Here is a 21,853-nt window from a genome sequence, read left to right on the forward strand (position 1 = left end):
TATAAAATCAAGTTAATGCTACGAACATTATCTTTCATATTATTTTTTTTGTTGGCAGCCACTGCCGCCTATGCTCAAAAATGGCTACCCGGCAGCATTAATGATGTTAAAGGTAACCGCGAAACCGGTTTTATAAACCCTTACCCTTCAGGCAAAGGGCCAAATAAGCATGAGGCTTTTATTGAGTTTAAAACCGACGAGAAGATGAACCCGATCAAGCTAAGTGCGGGTGAACTGCGCTCATTTATTGCCGGTAAGGATAGCTTTGTGGTGGCACACCCGCCGGGCAATGGCAGCTGGAATGGTAAGGAACTTGACTTTGTAAAGGTTGTTATCAACGAAGAGATAAAGCTATATCAGGGTAAAGGCGCCGGCGGCGGTGGCGGTTTTAAAATACGTCCCGGCTTTTCAGGTGGAGTTGGCCTGGGCAGCGGAGGTTATGGTGGCGTAGGCGGCGGTTTAGGTGTTTCAATGGGTGGCAACGGTAACAGGAATGGCGAAAAGGCTAACGTTGGTTACTTTTTTGGCGCCAATACTGCCGAAATGATGGAAGTGAGCGCTGTAAATTTCAACGACATAATGCTGGATATTATGGGCGATGAACCCGCTGTTGCCAACGAGATACGCAAGAACAAATTCAACCTGCATAACATTGAATCGCTGATTGATTTCTTTAAAAAAGTAAAGGCGGCTAACGCCGCCCAAAATACTCAACAGTAATTTACTCTATCAGGAAAGCATCCATTGCTGCAGTAGGCTTGCCGTTGTCGTCAAAGGCACCCAGTTTGTAACCCTGCCAGCTGTTGTAAGCTTCGGGCTCCCAATAAAATACACCTAAACCTTTTTTGTTGGGCAAACTATTATTCTTTAAAATGATATCGCTGATGAACTTTTTGGACTCAGCGGCGGCTGTAGCCGGCATACCCACTTCAACTACCATCACTTCCGAGCCGTAGCGGGTAGCCATATCCTTCATGTTGGCCAGGCATTGTTCATTCAACGCCGCCCAGTTTGCCACTTCCGGATATAACGACATGCCAATGATATCCCATTGCGCGCCATTGGCTTTAAGTCCATCAAGGTTCCAGCGGTACAAGTTATTATCGTAACCGTTTGAAAGATGTACAATTACCTTACTGCTTGCACTTACCAATTTTACAGCCTCATATCCCGACTTAAACAGTTCGGCATAGTTCTTCATGTTTTTTGAAGCACGACCATCTTCCCAAAGCATACCATCATTAATTTCGTTACCAACCTGCACCCATTCAGGCGTAATGCCGGCATTTTTAAGCGCGGTAAGTACACTTACTGTATGATCATATACGGCATCCTTTAATCCATTCATATCCAGTGAAGCCCATGCCGCCGGCTTAGTTTGTTTACCCGGATCTGCCCAAAAATCGCTGTAGTGAAAGTCTATCATGATACGGAAACCAAGGTTTTTTGCGCGCGTTGCCTTGGCAACCACATCCGCAGTGTTATTCCAGCCGTCAGTAGGATTCACCCATACCCGCAGTCGTATAGAGTTAATGCCTTTATCTTTTAATATCTGTAGTAAATCCTGCTGGGTACCGACATTGTTATAAAACTTTACACCTTTTGCTTCCATCTCGGTTATCCAACTTACGTCGGCGCCCTTTGCAAAACCGGTATTCAATTGCTTGATCTCCTCTTCAGGCGGATCAGGTGTAACCTTTGAATTATCTTTTGAACAGCTTACCTCCAAACAGGCAAAAAAAACGCAAATAAAAATCCCTATCCTTCTCATATCTTAAAATTGGTTGTAGTAACAGGCATGCGGAGAGCTAATGCCCTAAGTGTTAAATATACACCAAATGACAATTTAAATGATAGGTAATTTTATTTTTTTGTAGATAAATAACAACCGATGATCAGCCTTATTCGCCGAACAAACCGCTGCTTAAGTAACGGTCGCCCCTGTCACAGGCAATAAAAACAATAACGCCTTGGGTTAATGCGGCAGCCAGTTGCAGCGCGGCGTGGCAGGCGCCGCCGGTGCTCATACCAGCAAATACGCCTTCAACTTGTGCAAGCTTCCTTGTCATCGCGATAGCGTCGGTTTCGCTTACATCCATTATCCTGTCAACACGTTTTGGGTCAAAAATCTTAGGTAGATATGCTTCAGGCCAGCGGCGTATACCGGGAATCGAAGATTCTTCGGTAGGTTGGCATCCTACTATTTGTATATCAGCATTTTTTTCTTTCAAATACATTGAACAACCCATAATAGTGCCTGTAGTACCCATAGCGCTTACAAAATGGGTAATGCCGCCGTTGGTATCGCGCCATATTTCAGGGCCTGTAGTTTTAATATGTCCCCCGTAATTATCAGGGTTGGCAAACTGGTTAAGCAAAAAATAACCGCCATTGGCTCCTTTATCTTCGGCATAATCACGGCAGGCCTCAATGCTTTCAAGCAGGGTAACTTTAGCGCCAAAAGCTTCCATGGTGAGTGTACGCTCGCGGGTGGAGTTTGATGGCATAACCAGCTCTATTTCCAGATCAAACAAACGGGCTATCATGGCAAGTGCAATCCCTGTATTACCGCTGGTTGCTTCAACAAGTCGCGTACCAGGTTTAATTTCTCCCCGGTCAATTGCGCTTTTTATCATGTTAAGCGCCGCGCGGTCTTTTACGCTACCGCCCGGATTATTTCCTTCAAGCTTCGCAAATACTTTCACATTTGGGTTTGTGTTCAGCTTTTTAAGCTCGACAAGCGGCGTGTTGCCAATAAGATCAATAATACCCGACATAACCTGAATTTATTTACCGTTTGTTTTTTGAATATGAATGGTTGGTGTATGGTACACCGTTGAGTATGGCGCAACGCTCTTTGTAAGCCATACGTTACCGCCGATTGTGCTGTCGTGGCCGATTACCGTATCGCCGCCAAGTATAGTAGCCCCCGAATAAATAATCACGCCATCCTCAACAGTTGGATGACGCTTAACCCCGGCAAGGTCTTTACGCACGCTTAACGCACCCAGAGTAACACCCTGATAAAGTTTAACACGGTTACCTATGATACATGTTTCGCCGATAACGATGCCGGTACCATGATCAATGTGAAAATACTCTCCTATCTCGGCCGCAGGATGAATATCAATACCCGTTACCGAATGCGCATGCTCAGTAAGTATGCGTGGAATAAGCGGGATGCCAAGACCGGTAAGCAGGTGCGCTATACGGTAAAAGCTGATAGCGTAAAAACCCGGGTATGTACGAACCACTTCAAACTCGGTACGCGCGGCAGGGTCGCCGTCGTAAATGGCTTGAATATCTGTGCACAATAACTCATATAATGCGGGCAAGCCATTAAAAAATGCCTGCGCGGTTTGATGACTTTCATCCTTACTGCAGCGGTCATCGGCACCTACCATGCCCGCGAGTTTTTCCTGGAGTTGTTCAAGTTTCCCACGAAGTACCGCTGCCGAGCAAGGTATGCCATCGGCACATTCCGGAAACATCACCCTGATCACCTTCCAGGCCCAATCAGCAATTTCCTTGTTAGGTGGTATAACGTGCGCCGGCCTTGGCCTTGACAGTATCTTATTGAAAAACTCGTCGTTCATGTTTATTCGCGGTGCGCTTAAATTATAGCAGCAAGGCAAAAATACCTTTTTGCTTTTTATCAGCTAACCTTTTTCTTCATGACAAGGTAAATAAACAGTGTTACTCATTATTACACAACCATTTGTACGCTTTATGTGCATAGGGAAAGATGGTTAAAAAAAACAATGTTTTATAATATTGCTGCATAACCCAACCAATAAGCCGATGCTGCCTTTCAACCTCAAAATGAGCCATACAAGCCAGTTGTTTCCCTGGCTCGACTACAAGAACGCACCATTTACAAAGCGGATTAAACGCCGGCATAAAACATTCTGGACCTCACCGGATGCTGAAGAATTCAGGAACACCCCCTTACAAAAATTCGGATCGCTGGCTAATCTTAAACAACAACCAAACTGGCAACGCGTGCTTAGTAATAAAGCGAATGCCATGCACTTTGCAGCTATGCATGGCTGTAAAACGCCGCTTATATATTGGCGGGGCCGTAATGTTGAGAGCATAAATTTTAGTGCCCTGCCACCTCAATTTGTTATAAAGCCTACCATCGGCCACTCATGCAATAATGTTTTTTTGATGGACAATGGTTATAACCACATGGACAAAAAACGTTATACCTATTATGAACTGACTGAAAACATGAAGCAGATAATGGAAAGTAATCCGTTGAATGAAATTTTGATACAGGAATTTCTTACATCTGAAAGCGGAGAGTACCGTATTCCAACTGATTATAAGGTACATACTTTTAACGGTGAAATAGCACGTATAGAGGTAATTTACCGTACCGGACCCGGAAAAGGAACTGTAAATGTTTTCGATACCAATTGGGAACCCAAAGAAAATATTGGCAAAAAATATGTTAACGGAGATGATTTAGCTCCGCCGAAATGCCTTCCCCAAATAATAAATCAGGCCAAAACACTAAGCAAAGCTTACCAGATATATGTACGGATAGACTTCTATGCTACAGCCAAAGGTGCTGTATTCGGCGAGTTTACCCCTACGCCGGGTATTGGCATAGGCTTTACCAATAAAGCCGACCGCCTGTTTACATTTTATTGGGATGAGTATTGCGAGGGTATGATATAAGCTAAAATATTCACAAACAAAAACGCCCCGGTTAACCGGGGCGTTTTTGTTTGTGATGTACCTGAAATCAGGGTAAGGTAATTTTTCGGATAATATTGCGGGTATCGGTTACAAAAAGTGCCTTTTCGCTGTTTGATAAGGCCAGGTTGGCTGCCACAACGTCGGCATTTATACCCACGCCATCGCGGCCGTCGGCTGCGCCTAACGGGCCGGTAATGGTAGTTATGTTGTTTTGATAAATCTTTTTGATAGCATTACCATCGGCTATGTATAGTGTCGAGCCATCCTTGGTAACGGCAATCCCGCTGATGAATATAAAGCGATATGACGGGAATAAGCGTGTGATTTTGCCATCAGATGTTACCTTGAACAACTTTGACGCGGTACTAACATATTTAACACCCTTTGGTCCTACACCTATTCCACGCAGGGTTTCGTTAGGATCTAAGTAGTCTGAAAAATTAACAACATTCCTGAATATTTCTCTTTTAACAATTTTACACAGGCTGTTATCGTTTACAAACCACATCACACTGTGGCTGTCCTTTTCAATGTCGAGGTTTGAGTCGGCATTGCCTATCCTGCTTACAATATTTATACCGCGCGCTTTATTGTATATGCGCACACCATAACCTGTTGACACAATGTAGATAGTTCCACCCGGATCTTTAACAGCGGCTTCGGGCAGTAAACCGCCTTGATAATATTCAGGCGGCAACTCCACTGTACTCACTTTGTTGTAGATGCTGATCTTGCGGATAAGTCCGTTAAAAAAATCGGCAATGTAAAGGCTGCCGTCACCGTCAACAGATATACCGTGTGGTTTATAGAACTTAGCTTTCGGACCGGGGCCGTTCACTACGTGGGGCTCTGAACTTGTTTTTTCAAAAATTCCTGCGATGGTTCGCACTGTATAAGGCGCTGCGGGTACATCAGCAGTGAGCAGTTCGGTTTCTTCTGTTTCCTTTTCAGCAGAAATTGGCTGCTTTGATAGCTCCTTTTTACACGCCGACAGAGTGAAAATGATGATGATTGTCAGATAAAATTGTGTTCTCATAGGTTTCATAATTACTATCTAAATAACTTATTATTAAACAATTTAATATTGCCGGTGAACTGTATGTATAACAATATGTATAACGATAACTAAAGGTTATTGAGAGCTTCACATTCACGCTGATGTTTCTGTGCTTTGATAATTAATTTATCTTTGACCCAAATCCTTTTTCAAACAGTGGCCAATCAAACGGTATTGATTATTGATGACGAAAAGCAGCTTAACGGTTTGCTGTCCCGTATAATTGGTTTGGAAGGTTATACTGTTTTACAGGCCTATACAGGCAAAGAAGCGTTGAAACTACTATTAAACGAAGATATTGAAGTTGTTATCAGCGATGTTAAACTACCTGATGTAAATGGCATTGAGCTGGTAAAAAAGGTAAAAGAAGTAAGACCATATGCTGAGGTTATAAATCTTACAGCATTTGGCAATATTGCCGATGGCGTAACAGCTATTAAGAACGGCGCCTTTGATTATCTGGTGAAAGGCGACGATAATGATAAAATAATCCCCTTGCTTAGCAAAGCTGCCGACAAAGCAAAACTACAACGCCGCGTTTACGAGTTAGAGAAAAAGATCTCAGGTCAGTATAGTTTTGATTCGATACTTGGTATATCAAAAGCCATAAAAGACACCATTGCCCTTGCCCGCCGCGTTGCAGTTACTGATACCACTGTGTTGCTGTTGGGAGAAACCGGTACAGGTAAGGAAGTGTTCGCACAAGCCATTCACTACGAAAGTCCGCGAAAGGCTAACCCTTTTGTAGCGCTTAATTGCAGCGGCTTTACCGCCGAGTTACTTGAAAGTGAATTGTTCGGTTATCGTGCGGGCGCTTTTACAGGTGCAAATAAAGATAAAAAGGGGTTACTGGAGGAAGCCAGTGGTGGTACCTTATTCCTGGATGAGATAGGTGAAATGAACCTCGACCTTCAAGCCAAGCTGCTCCGTGTACTCGAAAATCAGACATTTATAAAAGTGGGCGACACCAGCACCAGCAAAGTAAACGTACGCATTATTGCCGCCACCAACCGCGACTTGCAAAAGCAGGCCGATGAAGGTAAGTTCCGGCTTGATCTGTATTACCGCCTGTCAGTATTTTCAATTACCCTGCCGTCACTCGCTGAACGAAAAGAGGATATACCGCTACTGGCAGAATATTATCTTGATCAGTTTGCGAAGAAGGTAAACAAGCAGTCTTTTAAAATAGATAATCAATTCTTAGATCTGCTTAAAAAGCATCGCTGGAAAGGCAATATCCGTGAGCTAAAAAATATTATGGAACGCGTTGCCATACTTGCCGACAGCGAAATAATCACTTCGTCACTTCTGCCCTTTGAGTTCCATACCCAAACTGACAATAATAGTTTTAGCCTGGAAGCCGTTGAAAAACACCATATACAAAAAGTGTTACACCACACCAGCGGCAACAAAACTGAAACAGCCCGCTTGCTGGGAATTGGCCTTACCACGCTTTACAGGAAGTTGGAAGAGTACGGTTTAAACACTTAATCTATCCATCATGTCATTTCGACCGAAAGGGAGAAAGCTTCTTAAAGCAGTTGACGCCACGTATCTCTTAGAGAAGATTTCTCTCTCGTACTTCGTTCGAAATGACAGTAAATGCAGACAGACATTCTGCAATTCCGAAATTCTCAAAAATTCCAGTTCAGACAACCACCCACCTAAACCCGGTTGCAGCGGGTACTGGCCCTGTGCCTAATGCCTGCGGGCGTATGAGTGAAAAACGGGACTATCATTACCTATAAGCACTGCAACTGCTTCTTAACTGACATACTACATGCCCCGGCTGATGGCACTTCAATGTAGTATTAACTTGCAGGTCGCAGCAAGCGTTTAATAATAAATTATATTTTCAATAATTTTTGAAAATTCAAATAATATATTACATTTGTTTATTGGATTGTTGTTATGTATTATTTAGATATTCAATTTTGGATATGGATGGCTGGCCTGGCACAGCTGGCCCTGGTTTTGGGTAGCCTGGCAATTCCAAAAATCCTGAAGTGGCATTTGGAACTTATAAAAGTGCAGCCGTTAATAAAACAAATGTTTTGGACCTATGCGGCATACATATTGGTTATAAACTTGTGTTTCGCGCTGCTATCAATTTTTGCTTTTGCTGATATGCTTGATGGTTCGCGACTGGCAACAATGGTTTGCGGTTTTATTGCTGTTTACTGGATATCAAGGGTAGGCATACAGTTTTTTTATTTTAACAGGTTACACTTCCCTACCGGGAAATGGCATAAACTGGGCGAGGCTGTGCTGGTTACCCTGTTTGTATTTTTGAGTATTGTATATGCCAGGGCTTTTTACTTCAACTATCAACTTTTGCAATTATGACAGCAGTACAATTTATCAGCTTTTCATTAATCAACCTGGTTGTACTTGCTTCAGGATATATTATACTTAAAAAGCAATTATTCAGGTTAAGCTGGGTGATGCTGATAGTAAGCATTGCCACTGTAAGTTTTTTGTGTACAGATAGCTATCCCGTAATGCGCATGCTGGCCATTATTGCTACCACCTTTACGGCCATGAAAGTTATTGCTGCAACAGCCGAATACAAAAATAAGCCGGTTGCACTTACATTTAAACAATGGTTTGTTTTTGCTACCGGTTGGCCTGGCATGCGTGCGCAACCTTTTGAAAAACTTGGTTCAGCACCTTTAACGGATGCCTGGCACCTGATACGTTTTGGGCTAAGCAGAATTGCAGCAGGCGGAATTCTTTTAGCATTCGCACATTTTGTGGTTAAAAATTATCCGCTCACACAACTAACCTATTGGTTTATAAGCATTATATTATTGATTGCGCTAAGCCTGATATTACACTTTGGCGTTTTGAGTATAAGCGCCGGGGTTTGGCGGCTCCAGGGTGTAAATGTGCACATGTTATTCAGGCAACCTGCCAAAGCAATGAGCCTTACCGAATTTTGGGGCAAGCGATGGAACCTGGCCTTTAGCGAAATGACATCTATTGCCATTTTCAGGCCGTTAAAAAAGATCACAGGCAATGCGGCAGCTTTGTTAGCAGCCTTTGTATTTTCCGGCTTGCTGCATGAACTGGCGCTTAGTTTACCGGTTAATTATGGCTTTGGTTTACCTTTGTTGTATTTTGTTTTACAAGGTATAGCAGTGTTAATAGAGAAGGCTATTTATCCGGCATCAGCATTGCTCCAAAATAAAGTTACAGCCAGGTTATGGACATTTATTTGGGTGGTGGTGCCCATGCCTTTGCTGTTTCACACCCAATTTGTTAAACAAGTGGTGTGGCCATTGGCAGGTTTGTAGGCTCCTTTGCAGGGAATAGTTTCGAAGGCGATTTTGTCATTTTGTTAAATTCTTAAATCCTAAAAATTCCAGTTCAGACACCCACCTAAACCCGGCTGCAGCGGATACAAGCCTTGGCTGTAATGCCTACAGGCGTATGAGCAGAAAACGGGATACTATAACCGGTAAGCACTGCAAGTGCTTATCAAAAATCTTCCCATTCTGAAAAATAACCCTTCCATTTTGAAAGGGTACCATTACTGTTCAACTTTTCAATTTAATCACAAAGAATTGATAACCAAATAAATATACAGACACTTCAACTATCGGCATACCTATTGGCATTAGCCTTTCAAAATAAAATTTGAAAGCTATGTTAACCGCACTCCTCTTCCTCGCCATGCTGCTCTGCATGTGGCTGTTTTACAAATCCATTAACTGGTTCGAAAAAATCTGATTGCCATGATTGCGCTATTTATCATTTCCATAGCAGCTTTTATATACATGGTATATGTGCTGCTGAAACCCGAAAAATTTTAACCCATTACAATGAACTCAGAAATACTTGGCGTAATAGCCACCTACGTGCTCACGCTTGTTATAGCGATACCACTGGGCAGGTACCTGGCAAAGGTTTTTGCCGGCGAAAAAACGTGGACCGATTTTTTAAAACCTATCGAAAACGGTATTTATAAACTTTCAGGCATAAACCCCAACCAGCAAATGAACTGGAAGCAGCACATGGTGGCGCTGCTTACCATTAACTCAGTTTGGCTGGTGTACGGTTTTTTTGTGTTGTTATACCAGGATAAACTCCCGCTTAATCCCGACGGTAACCCGGGTATGACACCCGACTTGTCGTTCAACACCATTATCAGCTTTGTGGTGAACTGTAACCTGCAGCACTATTCGGGCGAAACAGGCGTGAGCTATTTTACCCAACATTTTGTGCTGATGTTTCTGCACTTCACCAGCGCGGCTACAGGTATTGCGGCAGCTGTGGTTTTCTTTAAGGCTTTCCGCGATAAAACAACTACACAACTGGGTAACTACTGGGAGTTCTTCGTTAAATCAATAACCCGTTTGCTGTTGCCACTGACCGTTGTGGTTGCTTTGATATTAACCTTTAACGGTACACCGGCAAGTTATGCAGGTAAAGACCAGTTCATCTCGTTACAAGGTGATACAGTTAACGTATCGCGCGGACCGGCGGCGCAAATGATTGCTATAAAACATTTGGGTACAAATGGTGGCGGCTGGTTCGGCGCTAACTCGGCACATCCGTTGGAGAACCCGAACTATATCACCAATATGACGGAAGCCATATCGCAAATGATTATCCCGATCGCGATGATCATCGCCTTTGGTTATTTCATCCGCCGTAAAAAATTGGCTTGGACAATCTTTGGAGTGATGACCATCGGTATGTTTATGCTGTTGATACCCACCATAAGCAGCGAACTGGGCGGCAACCCGGCCATTGCCAAAATGGGCATTACGCAAACCACCGGCGCAATGGAAGGTAAGGAAGTGCGGATTGGTGCGCTGGCTACATCTTATTGGAGCACCATTACCACCATTGTTTCAACCGGGTCGGTAAATGGTATGCACGATAGTACTATGCCGCTTACCGGTGCCTGGCAAATGCTGGGTATGATGATAAACTCTTTCTTCGGTGGATGCGGCGTAGGTTTGCTCAACTATTTTGTATACCTCATTGTAGCAGTGTTTATCTCGGGGTTGATGGTTGGCCGTACACCTGAGTTTTTAGGTCACAAGGTTGAAGCGCGCGAGGTAAAGATTGCTGCCATCATTACGCTGCTTAGTCCGCTGTTGATTATGGCTGGCAGTGCGTTGGCAAGCTATGTATTTACCAATTATGGTGATGCCAACTGGGCGGTGAAGCCCGGCAACTGGCTTAACAATCCCGGCTTCCACGGCTTTTCAGAAATGCTTTATGAAATGACATCATCAAACGCCAACAATGGTTCGGGCTTTGAGGGCTTGGGCGATAATAATATCTTTTGGAACGTAGCTACAGGCTTTGTGCTGATACTGGGAAGGTTTCTGCCAATAATTGGCCCCATAGCAATTGCCGGTTTGCTTGCGCAAAAGAAATACATACCCGAAAGCGCCGGTACATTAAAAACCGATACCAAAACCTTCGCGCTGATGACCTTCGCGGTGATAATTGTGCTCAACGCGCTGTCGTATTTCCCGGCACTTGCCCTTGGTCCTATTGCCGAATACTTTACCATGCTTAAGTAATAACACAGTGAAAATGAAAACTCAATCAAATAAATTATTTGAGGCCGCGCTGGTGCAAACCGCGCTGAAACAATCCTTTATAAAGCTCGACCCTCGCATAATGGTGCGCAACCCGGTAATGTTTACAGTGGAAATAGGCACCATCATTATGGCTTATGTTACCTTTTATTCCGCAAGCCATAGCGGTCAGGGTAGTGTTGCCTATAACTTTGTGATATTTTTAATACTGCTGCTTACCGTGCTGTTTGCCAACTTTGCCGAGGCTATTGCCGAAGCACGCGGCAAGGCACAAGCCGACAGTCTTCGCAAAACACGTGAGGAAACACCTGCCCGGGTGCTGTTAGCCAATGGCAGCATTGAAACACGTTCGTCGAATCAGCTAAAAAAAGGCGATGTGTTTGTGTGTGATGCCGGCGATACCATTGCTACCGACGGCGAGATTATCGAAGGTATCGCGACGATTGACGAGTCGGCGATTACAGGGGAATCGGCACCGGTAATACGCGAAGCAGGCGGCGATAAATCGTCGGTAACTGGCGGTACAAAGGTATTGTCTGACCATATTAAGGTACGGGTAACCACCCAACCTGGCGAAAGTTTTCTGGATAAGATGATTGCTTTAGTTGAGGGTGCTTCACGCCAAAAAACGCCTAATGAGATAGCGTTAACTATCCTGCTGGCAAGCTTTACGCTGATATTCATTATCGTATGCGTTACGCTGAAACCCTTTGCTGATTATGCGAATACCACCATTACTATAGCCGCATTAATATCTCTTTTCGTTTGTTTAATCCCTACAACTATCGGCGGCTTGCTGTCGGCTATTGGTATAGCCGGTATGGACAGGGCATTGCGTGCCAATGTCATTACCAAATCAGGCAAGGCTGTAGAAACCGCCGGTGATATTGACGTGCTGTTGCTTGATAAAACGGGCACCATTACTATTGGTAACCGTAAAGCCACACAGTTTTGGCCTGCGGCGCACATTTCTCCTGATGTACTGCTGAAGGCATGTGTACTATCATCATTAGCAGATGACACACCCGAAGGGAAATCAATAATTGAGTTAGCAAAAAGCCATAATGACAAGCTGTCGGTTGAAACACCGGAGGGTGCGAAATTCATAAAATTCACTGCCGAAACCCGCTCAAGCGGCATTGATACGCCCGATGGTTTGCGCATACGTAAAGGCGCTTATGATTCGATACGCAACATCACCCAGAAGGCAGGACATACTTTCCAGGCCGATGTGCAGGAACGTGTGGAACTTGTATCATCAAACGGTGGTACACCGTTGGTAGTGTCCCAAAACGAAAAGGTTTTAGGTGTGATTGAATTGCAGGATATTATTAAACCCGGCATAAGCGAACGCTTTGAGCGGCTCCGCAAAATGGGCGTAAAAACCGTAATGGTAACCGGCGACAACCCGCTAACGGCTAAATATATCGCCCAAAAAGCGGGAGTAGATGATTTTATCGCGGAAGCAAAACCCGAAGATAAAATGAACTGCATAAAAGCCGAACAGGCCACCGGCAAACTGGTAGCCATGATGGGCGACGGTACCAACGACGCGCCTGCGCTTGCTCAGGCCGATGTAGGCGTAGCCATGAACAGCGGCACACAGGCTGCTAAAGAAGCCGGCAATATGGTCGATCTGGATAACGACCCCACTAAGTTGATTGAAATTGTGGAAATAGGCAAGCAGTTACTTATTACCCGCGGTACGTTAACCACCTTTTCCATAGCTAATGACGTTGCCAAATACTTCGCTATTGTGCCCGCGCTTTTCATTGCCTCAATACCGGCTTTACAAGGATTGAACATTATGGGTTTGCATAGTCCGGAAAGCGCCATACTATCGGCGGTAATATTTAACGCTATCATAATCCCGATACTGATACCACTGGCGCTTAAAGGTGTGGCTTATAAACCTATTGGTGCAAGCGCGCTGCTGCGCCGTAACCTGTTTATCTACGGTATCGGCGGCGTTGTAGCACCGTTCATCGGCATAAAATTAATTGACCTAATTGTTGGCCTTTTCGCTTAAAATCAGAAAAAATCATGAAAGCTTATATAATTCAATCCATACGTTTAACACTAGTACTAATGGTATTGTTGTGTGTCATCTATCCCTTAACTATCGCCCTTGCCGGTAAATTCTCAAAAGGTAAAGGTAACGGTGAAACCATCAGCAAAAACGGCAAAGTAGTTGGTTATGCCCTGCTTGGCCAATCATTTACCAAACCCGAATACTTTTGGGGAAGGCCGTCGGCTGTGGGATATAACGCTGCGGGTTCGGCAGGTTCAAACAAAGGGCCTTCAAATCCCGATTATCTGAAAGAAGTATCAAACCGTATTAATACACTGCTAAAATATCATCCAGGCTTAAGCCGTGCCGATATTCCTGCCGATATGGTAACCTCTTCAGGCAGCGGCCTCGATCCTGAGATATCCGTACAGGGCGCGCTGATACAAGTAAAACGTGTGGCACAATACCGTCATCTCCATGAAAAAGCGGTAGTCCAGTTGGTTGAACAAAACACCCGCAAAGCCACCCTTGGACCTGAAGGCGTAAATGTTTTAAAACTTAACCTCGCACTCGACCAATTACAAGAGAAATAAGCCTTTCGCCGCGCTGATACCCTGGCGGTAAATATGGGTCCTTCGGGTGAAGCGCGGCAGGCTGTAAATTTTATACTTAAACAAATAATGAAAACAATTATACTTTGTGCCGCTGCTTTAGCAGCAAGCCTGAGCGCTAATGCGCAAGACAGTACTTCTACCCCTTTAGTAATTTCAGGTTCGGCAGATACTTATTATAAATATGATTTTGCCGAAAGAGTAAATATCGGTACCAGTTTTGCAAGCGACCAAAATTCGGTGTCACTGGGTATGGTGGATATCGCCCTGAAAAAATCTACAGGTAAAGCCTCATTTGTGGGTGAATTGTCGTTCGGCCCGCGGGGACAATATCAGTCCATCCCAAACGGTGATGGTACAGATGCCAACAACGCCAACTCGTTCCATATTCAAAACCTGAATGTAAACTATGCCTTTACCGATAAGTTTTCCATGGCGGCGGGTTACTTCGCTACGTTTGTTGGATACGAGGTGATATCGCCGGCAGGCAACTTCAACTATTCAACATCATACCTGTTCACTAACGGGCCGTTTCAAAATGCCGGGGTAAAGGCAACATATGCCTTTTCGCCAAAAGTTAGTTTAATGGTAGGTTTGTTTAACGAGTGGAATACCTACAAAGCATCAAACGGTGTGTCAAGCATAGGCGCGCAATTGATGATAGTGCCCGTTGAAAGCTGGTCGGCTTACCTGAACGTGCTTGATGGCGGTGATGCCTACGGTGGCTACGGTACTATTTTCGACCTGACAACCGCTTACCAGGTAACCGAGAGCTTTAAAGTTGGCCTTAACGCGGCCGATTTCAGTAAACGAAATGACGGCGATGGCGGCTTTACCGGTGCAGCTTTGTACCTGCAAAACGCATTTACCGGTAATTTTGCTTTAGGCATTAGAGGTGAATACTTTAAATCGAAAAGTGGTGATAATGGTCTTACTCTTTCAGGCGTAGCGCCGGGCGAGTCGGTTACAGCTATCACACTCTCGGGTAATATTAAGGCTGCAGGATTAACATTTATTCCGGAGATCAGGCTCGATAACGGTTCGGCTGAACAGTTTTTTAAGAAGAATGGCGCAGCCACTAAAACAGCTTCGCAGTTCAGCCTGGCGGCAGTTTACGCGTTTTAAAAACAATAATCAATGGCGGCAGACGAGTCAAAAGAAAACTCTGTTAAGAAATTCCTCGACCTGGTTAAAAAATCCAGGCGGGGAAAATTCAAGGTTTACCTGGGCATGAGCGCGGGCGTGGGCAAAACATACCGTATGCTGCAGGAAGCCCATGCCCTGCTGCGCAACGGTATCGGCATACAAATAGGTTATATCGAAACGCATAACCGCGCCGAAACCCACGCGCTGCTTGCCGGGTTGCCGCTTATCCCGCGCCGCAAGCTGTTTTACAAAGGCAAAGAACTGGAAGAAATGGATGTGCCTGCCATTATCTCGCGCCATCCCGAGGTAGTTATTGTTGATGAGCTTGCCCACACCAATATAGAAGGCAGCCAGAACACCAAACGCTGGCAGGATGTGATGGATATACTGGACGCGGGTATCAGCGTAATTTCGGCGGTTAATATCCAGCATCTGGAAAGCCTGAATGAAGAGATTGAGAAGATAACCGGCATCAGCGTTAGCGAAAGAATTCCTGACAAAATACTGGAAACAGCCGATGAGATAGTGAACATAGACCTTACTGCCGATGAACTGATAACCCGCCTTAAAGAAGGAAAGATATACGACACTACAAAGATACAGCGTGCTTTAGGGAACTTTTTTCAAAGCGATAAGATATTACAGTTACGCGAACTGGCGCTGAAAGAGGTAGCCCACCATGTTGAACGTAAAATCGATATTGAATTGCCCAAGCAGATAAAGCTGAGGCCTGAAAAGTTTTTGGCCTGCATATCGTCAAACGCGGGTACGGCAAAGGTAGTGATACGCAAAACGGCACGACTGGCATCGTATTACCGTTCGACATGGATAGTACTTTATGTGCAAAGTAGCGGCGAAAGTATGGACAGGATTAAGCTTAATAAACAACGCCATCTAATTAATAACTTTAAACTGGCAACAGAACTTGGCGCCGAAGTACTGAAAGTAAAAAGCGACAGTATTGCCCAAACCATTATGCAGGTGGCCGAAGAGCGTGAAGTAAGCACCATTTGTATTGGCAAACCGCACATAAATTTATTCCAGGTGATATTGCGAACAGCTATATTTAACCAGCTTTTACGCAAAATAGCCGCAACGGAAACTGATTTGGTTATACTATCATGAAAATTAAAACTAAACTTCGCCTGGGCTTCGGCTTTTTATTTGCGGTGGTGCTGTTTTTCGGGGCGCTGTCATTGTTTTATATCAATGAGATATCAAAAAGTGCCGAGATAATACTGAAGGACAATTACGAAAGCCTTCGCTATACCCGTGAAATGCGTAAGGTGCTTGACGAGCAACCGCTGCCGTTAAGCAATAGTGCTTTTAAAACGTTTGAAAACTCCTTGATAAAGGAAGAAGTTAATATTACGGAGCACGGCGAGCAAAATGAAGTGGTTGCGCTGCGAAAGGCATTTACTTTATTAACATCGGCACAAAACAAACCTGACGCTGAGAGGGAAGTACGCCGTCGCCTGCAAAATATTGATGATGTAAATATGCGCGCTATTGTGCGCAAAAACATTACGGCACAAAATTCGGTTAAGCAGGCCGTGATGTTACTGGGATTCGCTGGTACTATTACTTTTTTGATACTGTTTTCGTTCTGCGTAAATTTCCCGGGCTTTGTGGCGAATCCGCTAAGGCAATTGCTTAACGGTATAAAAGAGATAAGCAAGGGCAACTACGGGCAGCGGCTAGAGTTTAGTAATAACGATGAGTTTGCCGAAGTGGCCAACGCCTTTAACCAGATGGCAGCAAAGCTTAATGACTGGGAGAGCAGCAACCTGGCCAACATTATGTCTGAAAAGAAGCGTATCGAGGCTATTATTGAGCAGATGCAGGATGCGATTATTGGCATAAACGAGAAGGAAGAAATACTGTTTATCAATACTGTAGCAGCAAGCATCTTAAACCTGAACAACCTGCAGGCAAGCGGTATGAGCCTCAAGGAACTTAGCACCAAAAACGATCTGCTGGGGCATATCATCAAAGCAGGCCCAGCCGATAAGCCGCTTAAAATTTATGCAGATGGTAAAGAATCATACTTTCAGTTGGAAAAAAGTGAGATTATTATCCCAAACTATGAAAAGCCGGTAGAAAGTTCGGTGATTAGAACTGGTCGCTCAGCGGGTGAAGTAATTATATTAAAAAACATCACCACTTTTAAGGAGCTTGACGAAGCGAAGACTAATTTCATAGCAACGGTATCGCACGAGTTAAAAACACCTATATCGGCTATAAAAATGAGCCTGAAATTGCTTACAGATGAGCGCGTAGGCAAATTGAACAGCGAACAGGCCGGACTGGTTGAACAGATTAAAGAAGACAGTAGCCGTTTGCTGAAAATCACCGGCGAACTGCTCGACCTGTCACAAGTGGAAACGGGTAACATACAGCTTAATTTTGTTCCTGCCAATCCCAATGAGATCATTAACTATGCGGTAAACGCCGTACAATTTCAGGCTGAACAAAAACATATTCAGTTGGAAGTTATAGGTAGTGACGACATGCCAAAAGTAAATGCCGACATTGAGAAAACTGCATGGGTACTTATTAACTTCCTGTCTAACGCGCTGCGCTATAGTCCTGAGCGATCAAAGATTATCATCAAAACAACAGTTATAAATAGCACGGTTGAGTTTTCGGTGCGCGATTTTGGTAAAGGGATTGACGAGCAGTACAGGCAAAAATTATTTGAACGGTATTTTAGAGTACCTACAGACGGTAATAACAAAGCCGGTTCGGGGTTGGGACTTGCCATATCAAAAGATTTTATTGAGGCGCAAAACGGCAGCATAGGCGTTGAAAGCGCCATTGGCGAAGGCAGCAGGTTTTATTTTAACTTACCGGTGCAACGCTGATGTTACACCGCCTTTATCTTCATTATTACCTTTTCAAATTCCTCGTTCGGTATGTTCGACCGGTTTTTGATGCGCGTTTTGTAGTTGTATATAGTGTTAAGTGAATACTCCAGTATCCCGGCTATTTTTTCCGGATCAACAATACCTAACCGTACCAGCGCGAATATGCGCAGTTCGGTATTTAACAGTTGATTAGGCAGCAGCTTTACCTGATCTTCGCGGTTAAAATAGGAGTTGAATTCGTCTACAAAATTGGGGAATATCTTCAGAAACACTTTATCAAAGATGATGAATAGTTCTTCACGTTCTTTACGTAAATTGATACTGTTTATCAGCGGGCGTATCTCGTCGAATTTCTTGGTTAGGATCTTATTTTCAATAGACATCTTGAATTTTTCCAGCTTGTTGATGTACACTGCAATCAGGTTAAAATAGTAGCCTATATATTCTTCCTTAATAGTTTCGGCTTCGTTCAGCTTATCAATAATTATTTGCTGCTGATGGTTGGCTTCCATTATCTTTTTATCGGCAATGCGCAGTTTTTTAAGTTGTTTGTAGATAATTACTGCGAAAATGATAATCACCAGCGCCAGCAGTGTTAGCAATGAACCATAAAACACCAGCGCGTTTTTTTGAAATTCGAGGTAATTGATTTTTTCGTTGGCAATAATGGGCAGCACCGTACTCACCTGCATTTTACGCTGGCGTGCGCCGTAATAACTGGCATCGTCCATAGCCTGGCGGGTGTACACATAGGCATTTTTAACATCGCCGCGTTTGTGCAGCAACTGGGCAAGATTAATAGCAGCAGCCGTTTCTTTTGTCGACGAGCGGATATCGGCCATGGCAGCGGTTATAAGCAGGTTAATTGCCTTATCAATTTGTTGGGTTTGTATGTAGATATCGCTCAGCGTTGATGCTGTAACGGCCAGTTCATGGTCGGTAAGTTTGTAACTGTTTAACAAACGGTTCAGGTTATCGGCAGCTTCGTTCATGTTGCCTGCCTTCAGCATCCGCAAACCATCGAAATATAGATACAGGTACGAATCGGCCTTGCAAAGGGTCAACCCCGAATCAATATAACTGCTTGCCCGGTTGTTGTACATGCGTGAGTAATGCTTGTCATTATCATAATCAGCCAAATCATAAAAAGTACGGGCGTTTAAAAAGTAGTACTCTGTTTTCGCGGTATCAGGCAGCAGTTTTACGTTTACACTTTCCAGCAGTTCAAACGTCTCTTTAAACATACCTGACGACAGTAGTATAAAACCCAATTTTACTTTTCCGTAAGATACTTTGGCCGAATCACCCAGCCTGTGCCCCAAATCCTGTAGTTTCAAGGCGTACTCAAACGACTTCTCGTAATTAAAGGTTTTGTACTCATTATACAAATTCAAGCAGGTATTGTACTGTGCCGGCAGGTTGCCTGCGGGTATGCCGTCAAATTTTTGTTGCAATACACGTATGCGTTTTATCCGTGCGGAATCAAAAACACCTTTTTGTTCAATTACTTTATTGAGTTCAGTTAGTCGGTTAGAATAATCTTGCGCTTTGGCGGCAATGCAATATAATATGGCAAAAGCAAGTAATGCTAATTTTTTCATATGATACAGAATACTTTGTTCAGGCGTACAGGTTTATAGTTTTGATTGGGTAGATACAGGCAAATTAAAAAATCATCAGGTAAAATTAAATAGCCCTTAAAGCAAAAAAGAAGCTGTTTACACAGCTTCCTTAATAGCAATACTCACTATTTATACTTAATTAACCATTTAAGTTCATCTTTAGTGACGGGTGTTAAACTGATGGCCGCCCCCCCGCCCTGCCCCAGTTTTACACGCAACTTGGTGCCGCTCTTCACGGCATACTGTTTTATCACATATTTTTCCGGCTTATCCTTATAGCTTGTTCCTTCAGCGTCGGCATATATGGTTGCCTTATAGGTTTGTCCTTTAGGCAAAAAATCAAGCGGGATGGTTGACGCCCTCGCATTTTCATCGGTGATGGCACCAATAAACCAATCGTTAGTGCCTTTTCCTTTGCGGGCAATGGTGAGGTAATCGCCCGGTTCAGCTTCAATAATGCGGGTGTCTTCCCAGTCGACAGGTACGTCCTTAATAAACTTAAAGGCATCCATGTGCAGGGCGTAGTTTTCAGGCAAATCGGCCACCATTTGCAGCGGAGTATACAGTGTTACATACAGCGCCAGTTGCTTCGCTAATGTAGTATATACCTGCCTGTCGGGTAAGCCAGGCGCATAGCCTTTCAGCTTGAATATCCCGGGCGTATAATCCATCGGACCGCCCATTAAGCGGGTAAAAGGTAAAATGGTTTCATGCTCGGGCGGGTTGCCGTTGCTAAAGGCGTTGTACTCGTTACCCCGGCCTGCTTCTGATGCCATAAAATTTGGATAGGTACGATGTAATCCCGTTGGGCGCATAGGCTCGTGCGCGTCGACAGATACATGACGTTCTGCCGCTTTTTGTATTACACGCAAATAATGGTTAGCCATCCATTGCCCGTCGTGATGTTCGCCACGTGGGATAATACGACCTACATAACCCGTTTTTACTGCCGGATAGCCGTATTGGTTCATGAACTTAAACGCCGTATCCAGTTGCCTTTCATAATTGGTTGCCGAACCCGAGGTTTCGTTATGCATAATCATCTTTACGCCCTTTGAAGCTGCGTAGTGGTTTAGTTCGGCCACGTCAAAATCGGGATATGGGGTAACAAAGTCGAACACGTTTTCTTTCCAGTTGCCAAACCAGTCCTCCCAGCCGGTATTCCAACCTTCAACCAGTACGCCGCCAATACCGTTGGCCGACGCAAAGTCAATATACCTTTTTACATTGGCCGTGTTGGCGCTGTGTGCACCGCTTGGTTTAAGTGAGCCGTCGGCATTTATATCATCTACACTTGTAGCATAGCTCCAGGTACCCTTGCCGGTTTGCATTTCCCACCACACACCCACAAATTTCATCGGTTTTATCCACTCAGTATTGGCTATCGCTGATGGTTCGTTAAGGTTCAATATTATTTTTGATGCCAGCACATCCACCGCTTTGTTGCTGACAATAATGGTTCGCCATGGCGTATTGAACGGTGCGTGAAGATACGCTTTGTTGCCTACTGCATCGGGCACCAGCGACGAGGTAAATTTGTACAATGCCGTATCGGTATGCAATTGCATACTACTATAATTTATTAAGGCCGCTTCGTGTATGTTGATGTACAAGCCGTCGGCGCTTTTCATCATTAGCGGGGTTTGCACAGCATATTTATCAGGCGCAACCCTAACGGCTATATCGGTAGCGTCGGTAACCACTTTGATGTTATTTATCTGGCTGATTTTTGATGTGCTGTACTTGTATTCGTTGCTGTCGTAATCACCCGGAATCCAAAACGTTTTATGGTCACCAGCCATGGTAAATTCAGTTAACTCATCGGTAACAATAAAATATTTTAAGCCCGGCTGTTTAGGGAACTCATACCTGAAACCCACCCCATCGGCAAATACACGAAAAACAATGTCCAGCATCCTGCCGCCTTCCTGCTGTAAATGCACGGTAAGCTGTTTGTAGTTGTTACGAATACTGCTTACCTCACCCCAAACAGGTCTCCAGTTTTCGTCAACAGCTTTTGTATTGATACCGGTGATTTTGAAACCCTTGTTAAAAGCATCATTCCCGGATAGCACAAAACCCAGTTGTGATGGTTTGATAACCGGCTTGCCAGCATAACTCACACTGTAACCCGGCACACCGTCGGGTGTAATTTCAAATTGCAAGGTTACGTTGCCCATTGTCACGGCAGGGACTTTATCCTGTGTAAAGGCTTCTGTAAAAACTGAAAGAAGGATTAAGAGTAGGTGTATTTTTTTCATGTATAAGATA

18 protein-coding genes are annotated in these 21,853 nt (G+C 44.1%); 12 read left to right on the forward strand and 6 right to left on the reverse strand.

The features are described from left to right. Positions 1–15 precede the first annotated feature (15 nt). Positions 16–720, forward strand: coding sequence for a hypothetical protein (locus tag EOD41_RS11715; protein WP_127705042.1), 705 nt, complete (start codon positions 16–18; stop codon positions 718–720). A gap of 1 nt (position 721) precedes the next feature. Here the strand turns inward: EOD41_RS11715 and EOD41_RS11720 are convergent, their stop codons facing one another. The 3 genes from EOD41_RS11720 to epsC all read right to left on the reverse strand — a co-directional run bounded on the left by EOD41_RS11720 (position 722) and on the right by epsC (position 3,596). Beyond that, the gene (locus tag EOD41_RS11720; protein WP_127705044.1) at positions 722–1,771 is read right to left on the reverse strand and encodes a glycoside hydrolase family 53 protein; all 1,050 of its coding nucleotides are present in this window, start codon (positions 1,769–1,771) and stop codon (positions 722–724) included. 130 nt (positions 1,772–1,901) lie between these two features. After that, positions 1,902–2,777 carry a cysteine synthase CysM gene (cysM, locus tag EOD41_RS11725; RefSeq protein WP_127705046.1) on the reverse strand — a complete coding sequence of 292 codons (876 nt, stop codon included), beginning with the start codon at positions 2,775–2,777 and terminating at the stop codon, positions 1,902–1,904. Positions 2,778–2,786: 9 nt separating this feature from the next. Next, complete coding sequence (gene epsC, locus EOD41_RS11730; RefSeq protein WP_127705048.1) at positions 2,787–3,596, reverse strand: serine O-acetyltransferase EpsC; 810 nt, start codon at positions 3,594–3,596, stop codon at positions 2,787–2,789. Positions 3,597–3,801: 205 nt separating this feature from the next. Here epsC and EOD41_RS11735 point away from each other — a divergent pair, with 205 nt between their 5' ends. Further along, positions 3,802–4,686, forward strand: coding sequence for an ATP-grasp fold amidoligase family protein (locus tag EOD41_RS11735; protein WP_127705050.1), 885 nt, complete (start codon positions 3,802–3,804; stop codon positions 4,684–4,686). A gap of 67 nt (positions 4,687–4,753) precedes the next feature. Here the strand turns inward: EOD41_RS11735 and EOD41_RS11740 are convergent, their stop codons facing one another. Then, complete coding sequence (locus tag EOD41_RS11740; RefSeq protein WP_127705052.1) at positions 4,754–5,743, reverse strand: NHL repeat-containing protein; 990 nt, start codon at positions 5,741–5,743, stop codon at positions 4,754–4,756. A 153-nt stretch (positions 5,744–5,896) separates the two neighbouring features. Between EOD41_RS11740 and EOD41_RS11745 the strand changes: the two genes are divergently transcribed. The 10 genes from EOD41_RS11745 to EOD41_RS11790 all read left to right on the forward strand — a co-directional run bounded on the left by EOD41_RS11745 (position 5,897) and on the right by EOD41_RS11790 (position 17,957). After that, entirely contained in the window at positions 5,897–7,255 is a 1,359-nt protein-coding gene (locus EOD41_RS11745) for a sigma-54-dependent transcriptional regulator (protein ID WP_240663363.1), read from the forward strand. 420 nt (positions 7,256–7,675) lie between these two features. Beyond that, entirely contained in the window at positions 7,676–8,110 is a 435-nt protein-coding gene (locus EOD41_RS11750) for a hypothetical protein (protein ID WP_127705054.1), read from the forward strand. After that, on the forward strand, positions 8,107–9,060 hold the full coding sequence (locus tag EOD41_RS11755) for an MBOAT family protein (RefSeq protein WP_127705056.1): 954 nt from the start codon (positions 8,107–8,109) through the stop codon (positions 9,058–9,060). Before EOD41_RS11750 ends, EOD41_RS11755 begins: the two co-directional genes overlap by 4 nt. 441 nt (positions 9,061–9,501) lie before the next feature. Further along, positions 9,502–9,579: a K(+)-transporting ATPase subunit F gene (gene kdpF / locus EOD41_RS21245; protein ID WP_127705248.1), complete on the forward strand. Its 78-nt coding sequence runs from the start codon at positions 9,502–9,504 to the stop codon at positions 9,577–9,579. A gap of 9 nt (positions 9,580–9,588) precedes the next feature. Further along, complete coding sequence (gene kdpA, locus EOD41_RS11765; RefSeq protein WP_127705058.1) at positions 9,589–11,307, forward strand: potassium-transporting ATPase subunit KdpA; 1,719 nt, start codon at positions 9,589–9,591, stop codon at positions 11,305–11,307. A 13-nt stretch (positions 11,308–11,320) separates the two neighbouring features. Beyond that, a complete protein-coding gene (gene kdpB / locus EOD41_RS11770; RefSeq protein WP_127705060.1) occupies positions 11,321–13,354 on the forward strand; it encodes a potassium-transporting ATPase subunit KdpB in 2,034 nt (677 codons plus the stop codon). A 14-nt stretch (positions 13,355–13,368) separates the two neighbouring features. After that, on the forward strand, positions 13,369–13,929 hold the full coding sequence (gene kdpC / locus EOD41_RS11775) for a potassium-transporting ATPase subunit KdpC (protein WP_127705063.1): 561 nt from the start codon (positions 13,369–13,371) through the stop codon (positions 13,927–13,929). Between the two features lie 87 nt (positions 13,930–14,016). Continuing rightward, positions 14,017–15,072, forward strand: coding sequence for a porin (locus EOD41_RS11780; RefSeq protein WP_127705065.1), 1,056 nt, complete (start codon positions 14,017–14,019; stop codon positions 15,070–15,072). A 12-nt stretch (positions 15,073–15,084) separates the two neighbouring features. Beyond that, positions 15,085–16,218 (forward strand): sensor protein KdpD, encoded by a 1,134-nt coding sequence (locus EOD41_RS11785; protein WP_127705067.1) that lies wholly within the window; start codon positions 15,085–15,087, stop codon positions 16,216–16,218. Next, positions 16,215–17,957, forward strand: a complete 1,743-nt coding sequence (locus EOD41_RS11790; protein ID WP_127705070.1) for an ATP-binding protein — start codon at positions 16,215–16,217, stop codon at positions 17,955–17,957. Before EOD41_RS11785 ends, EOD41_RS11790 begins: the two co-directional genes overlap by 4 nt. Before the next feature lie 2 nt (positions 17,958–17,959). Here the strand turns inward: EOD41_RS11790 and EOD41_RS11795 are convergent, their stop codons facing one another. After that, a complete protein-coding gene (locus EOD41_RS11795; RefSeq protein WP_240663364.1) occupies positions 17,960–19,561 on the reverse strand; it encodes a DUF6377 domain-containing protein in 1,602 nt (533 codons plus the stop codon). 146 nt (positions 19,562–19,707) lie between these two features. Next, the gene (locus EOD41_RS11800; RefSeq protein WP_127705072.1) at positions 19,708–21,843 is read right to left on the reverse strand and encodes a glycoside hydrolase family 97 protein; all 2,136 of its coding nucleotides are present in this window, start codon (positions 21,841–21,843) and stop codon (positions 19,708–19,710) included. Positions 21,844–21,853: the final 10 nt, after the last annotated feature.

The organism is Mucilaginibacter limnophilus (assembly GCF_004005815.1).
GTDB classification, from domain to species: Bacteria; Bacteroidota; Bacteroidia; order Sphingobacteriales; family Sphingobacteriaceae; genus Mucilaginibacter; species Mucilaginibacter limnophilus.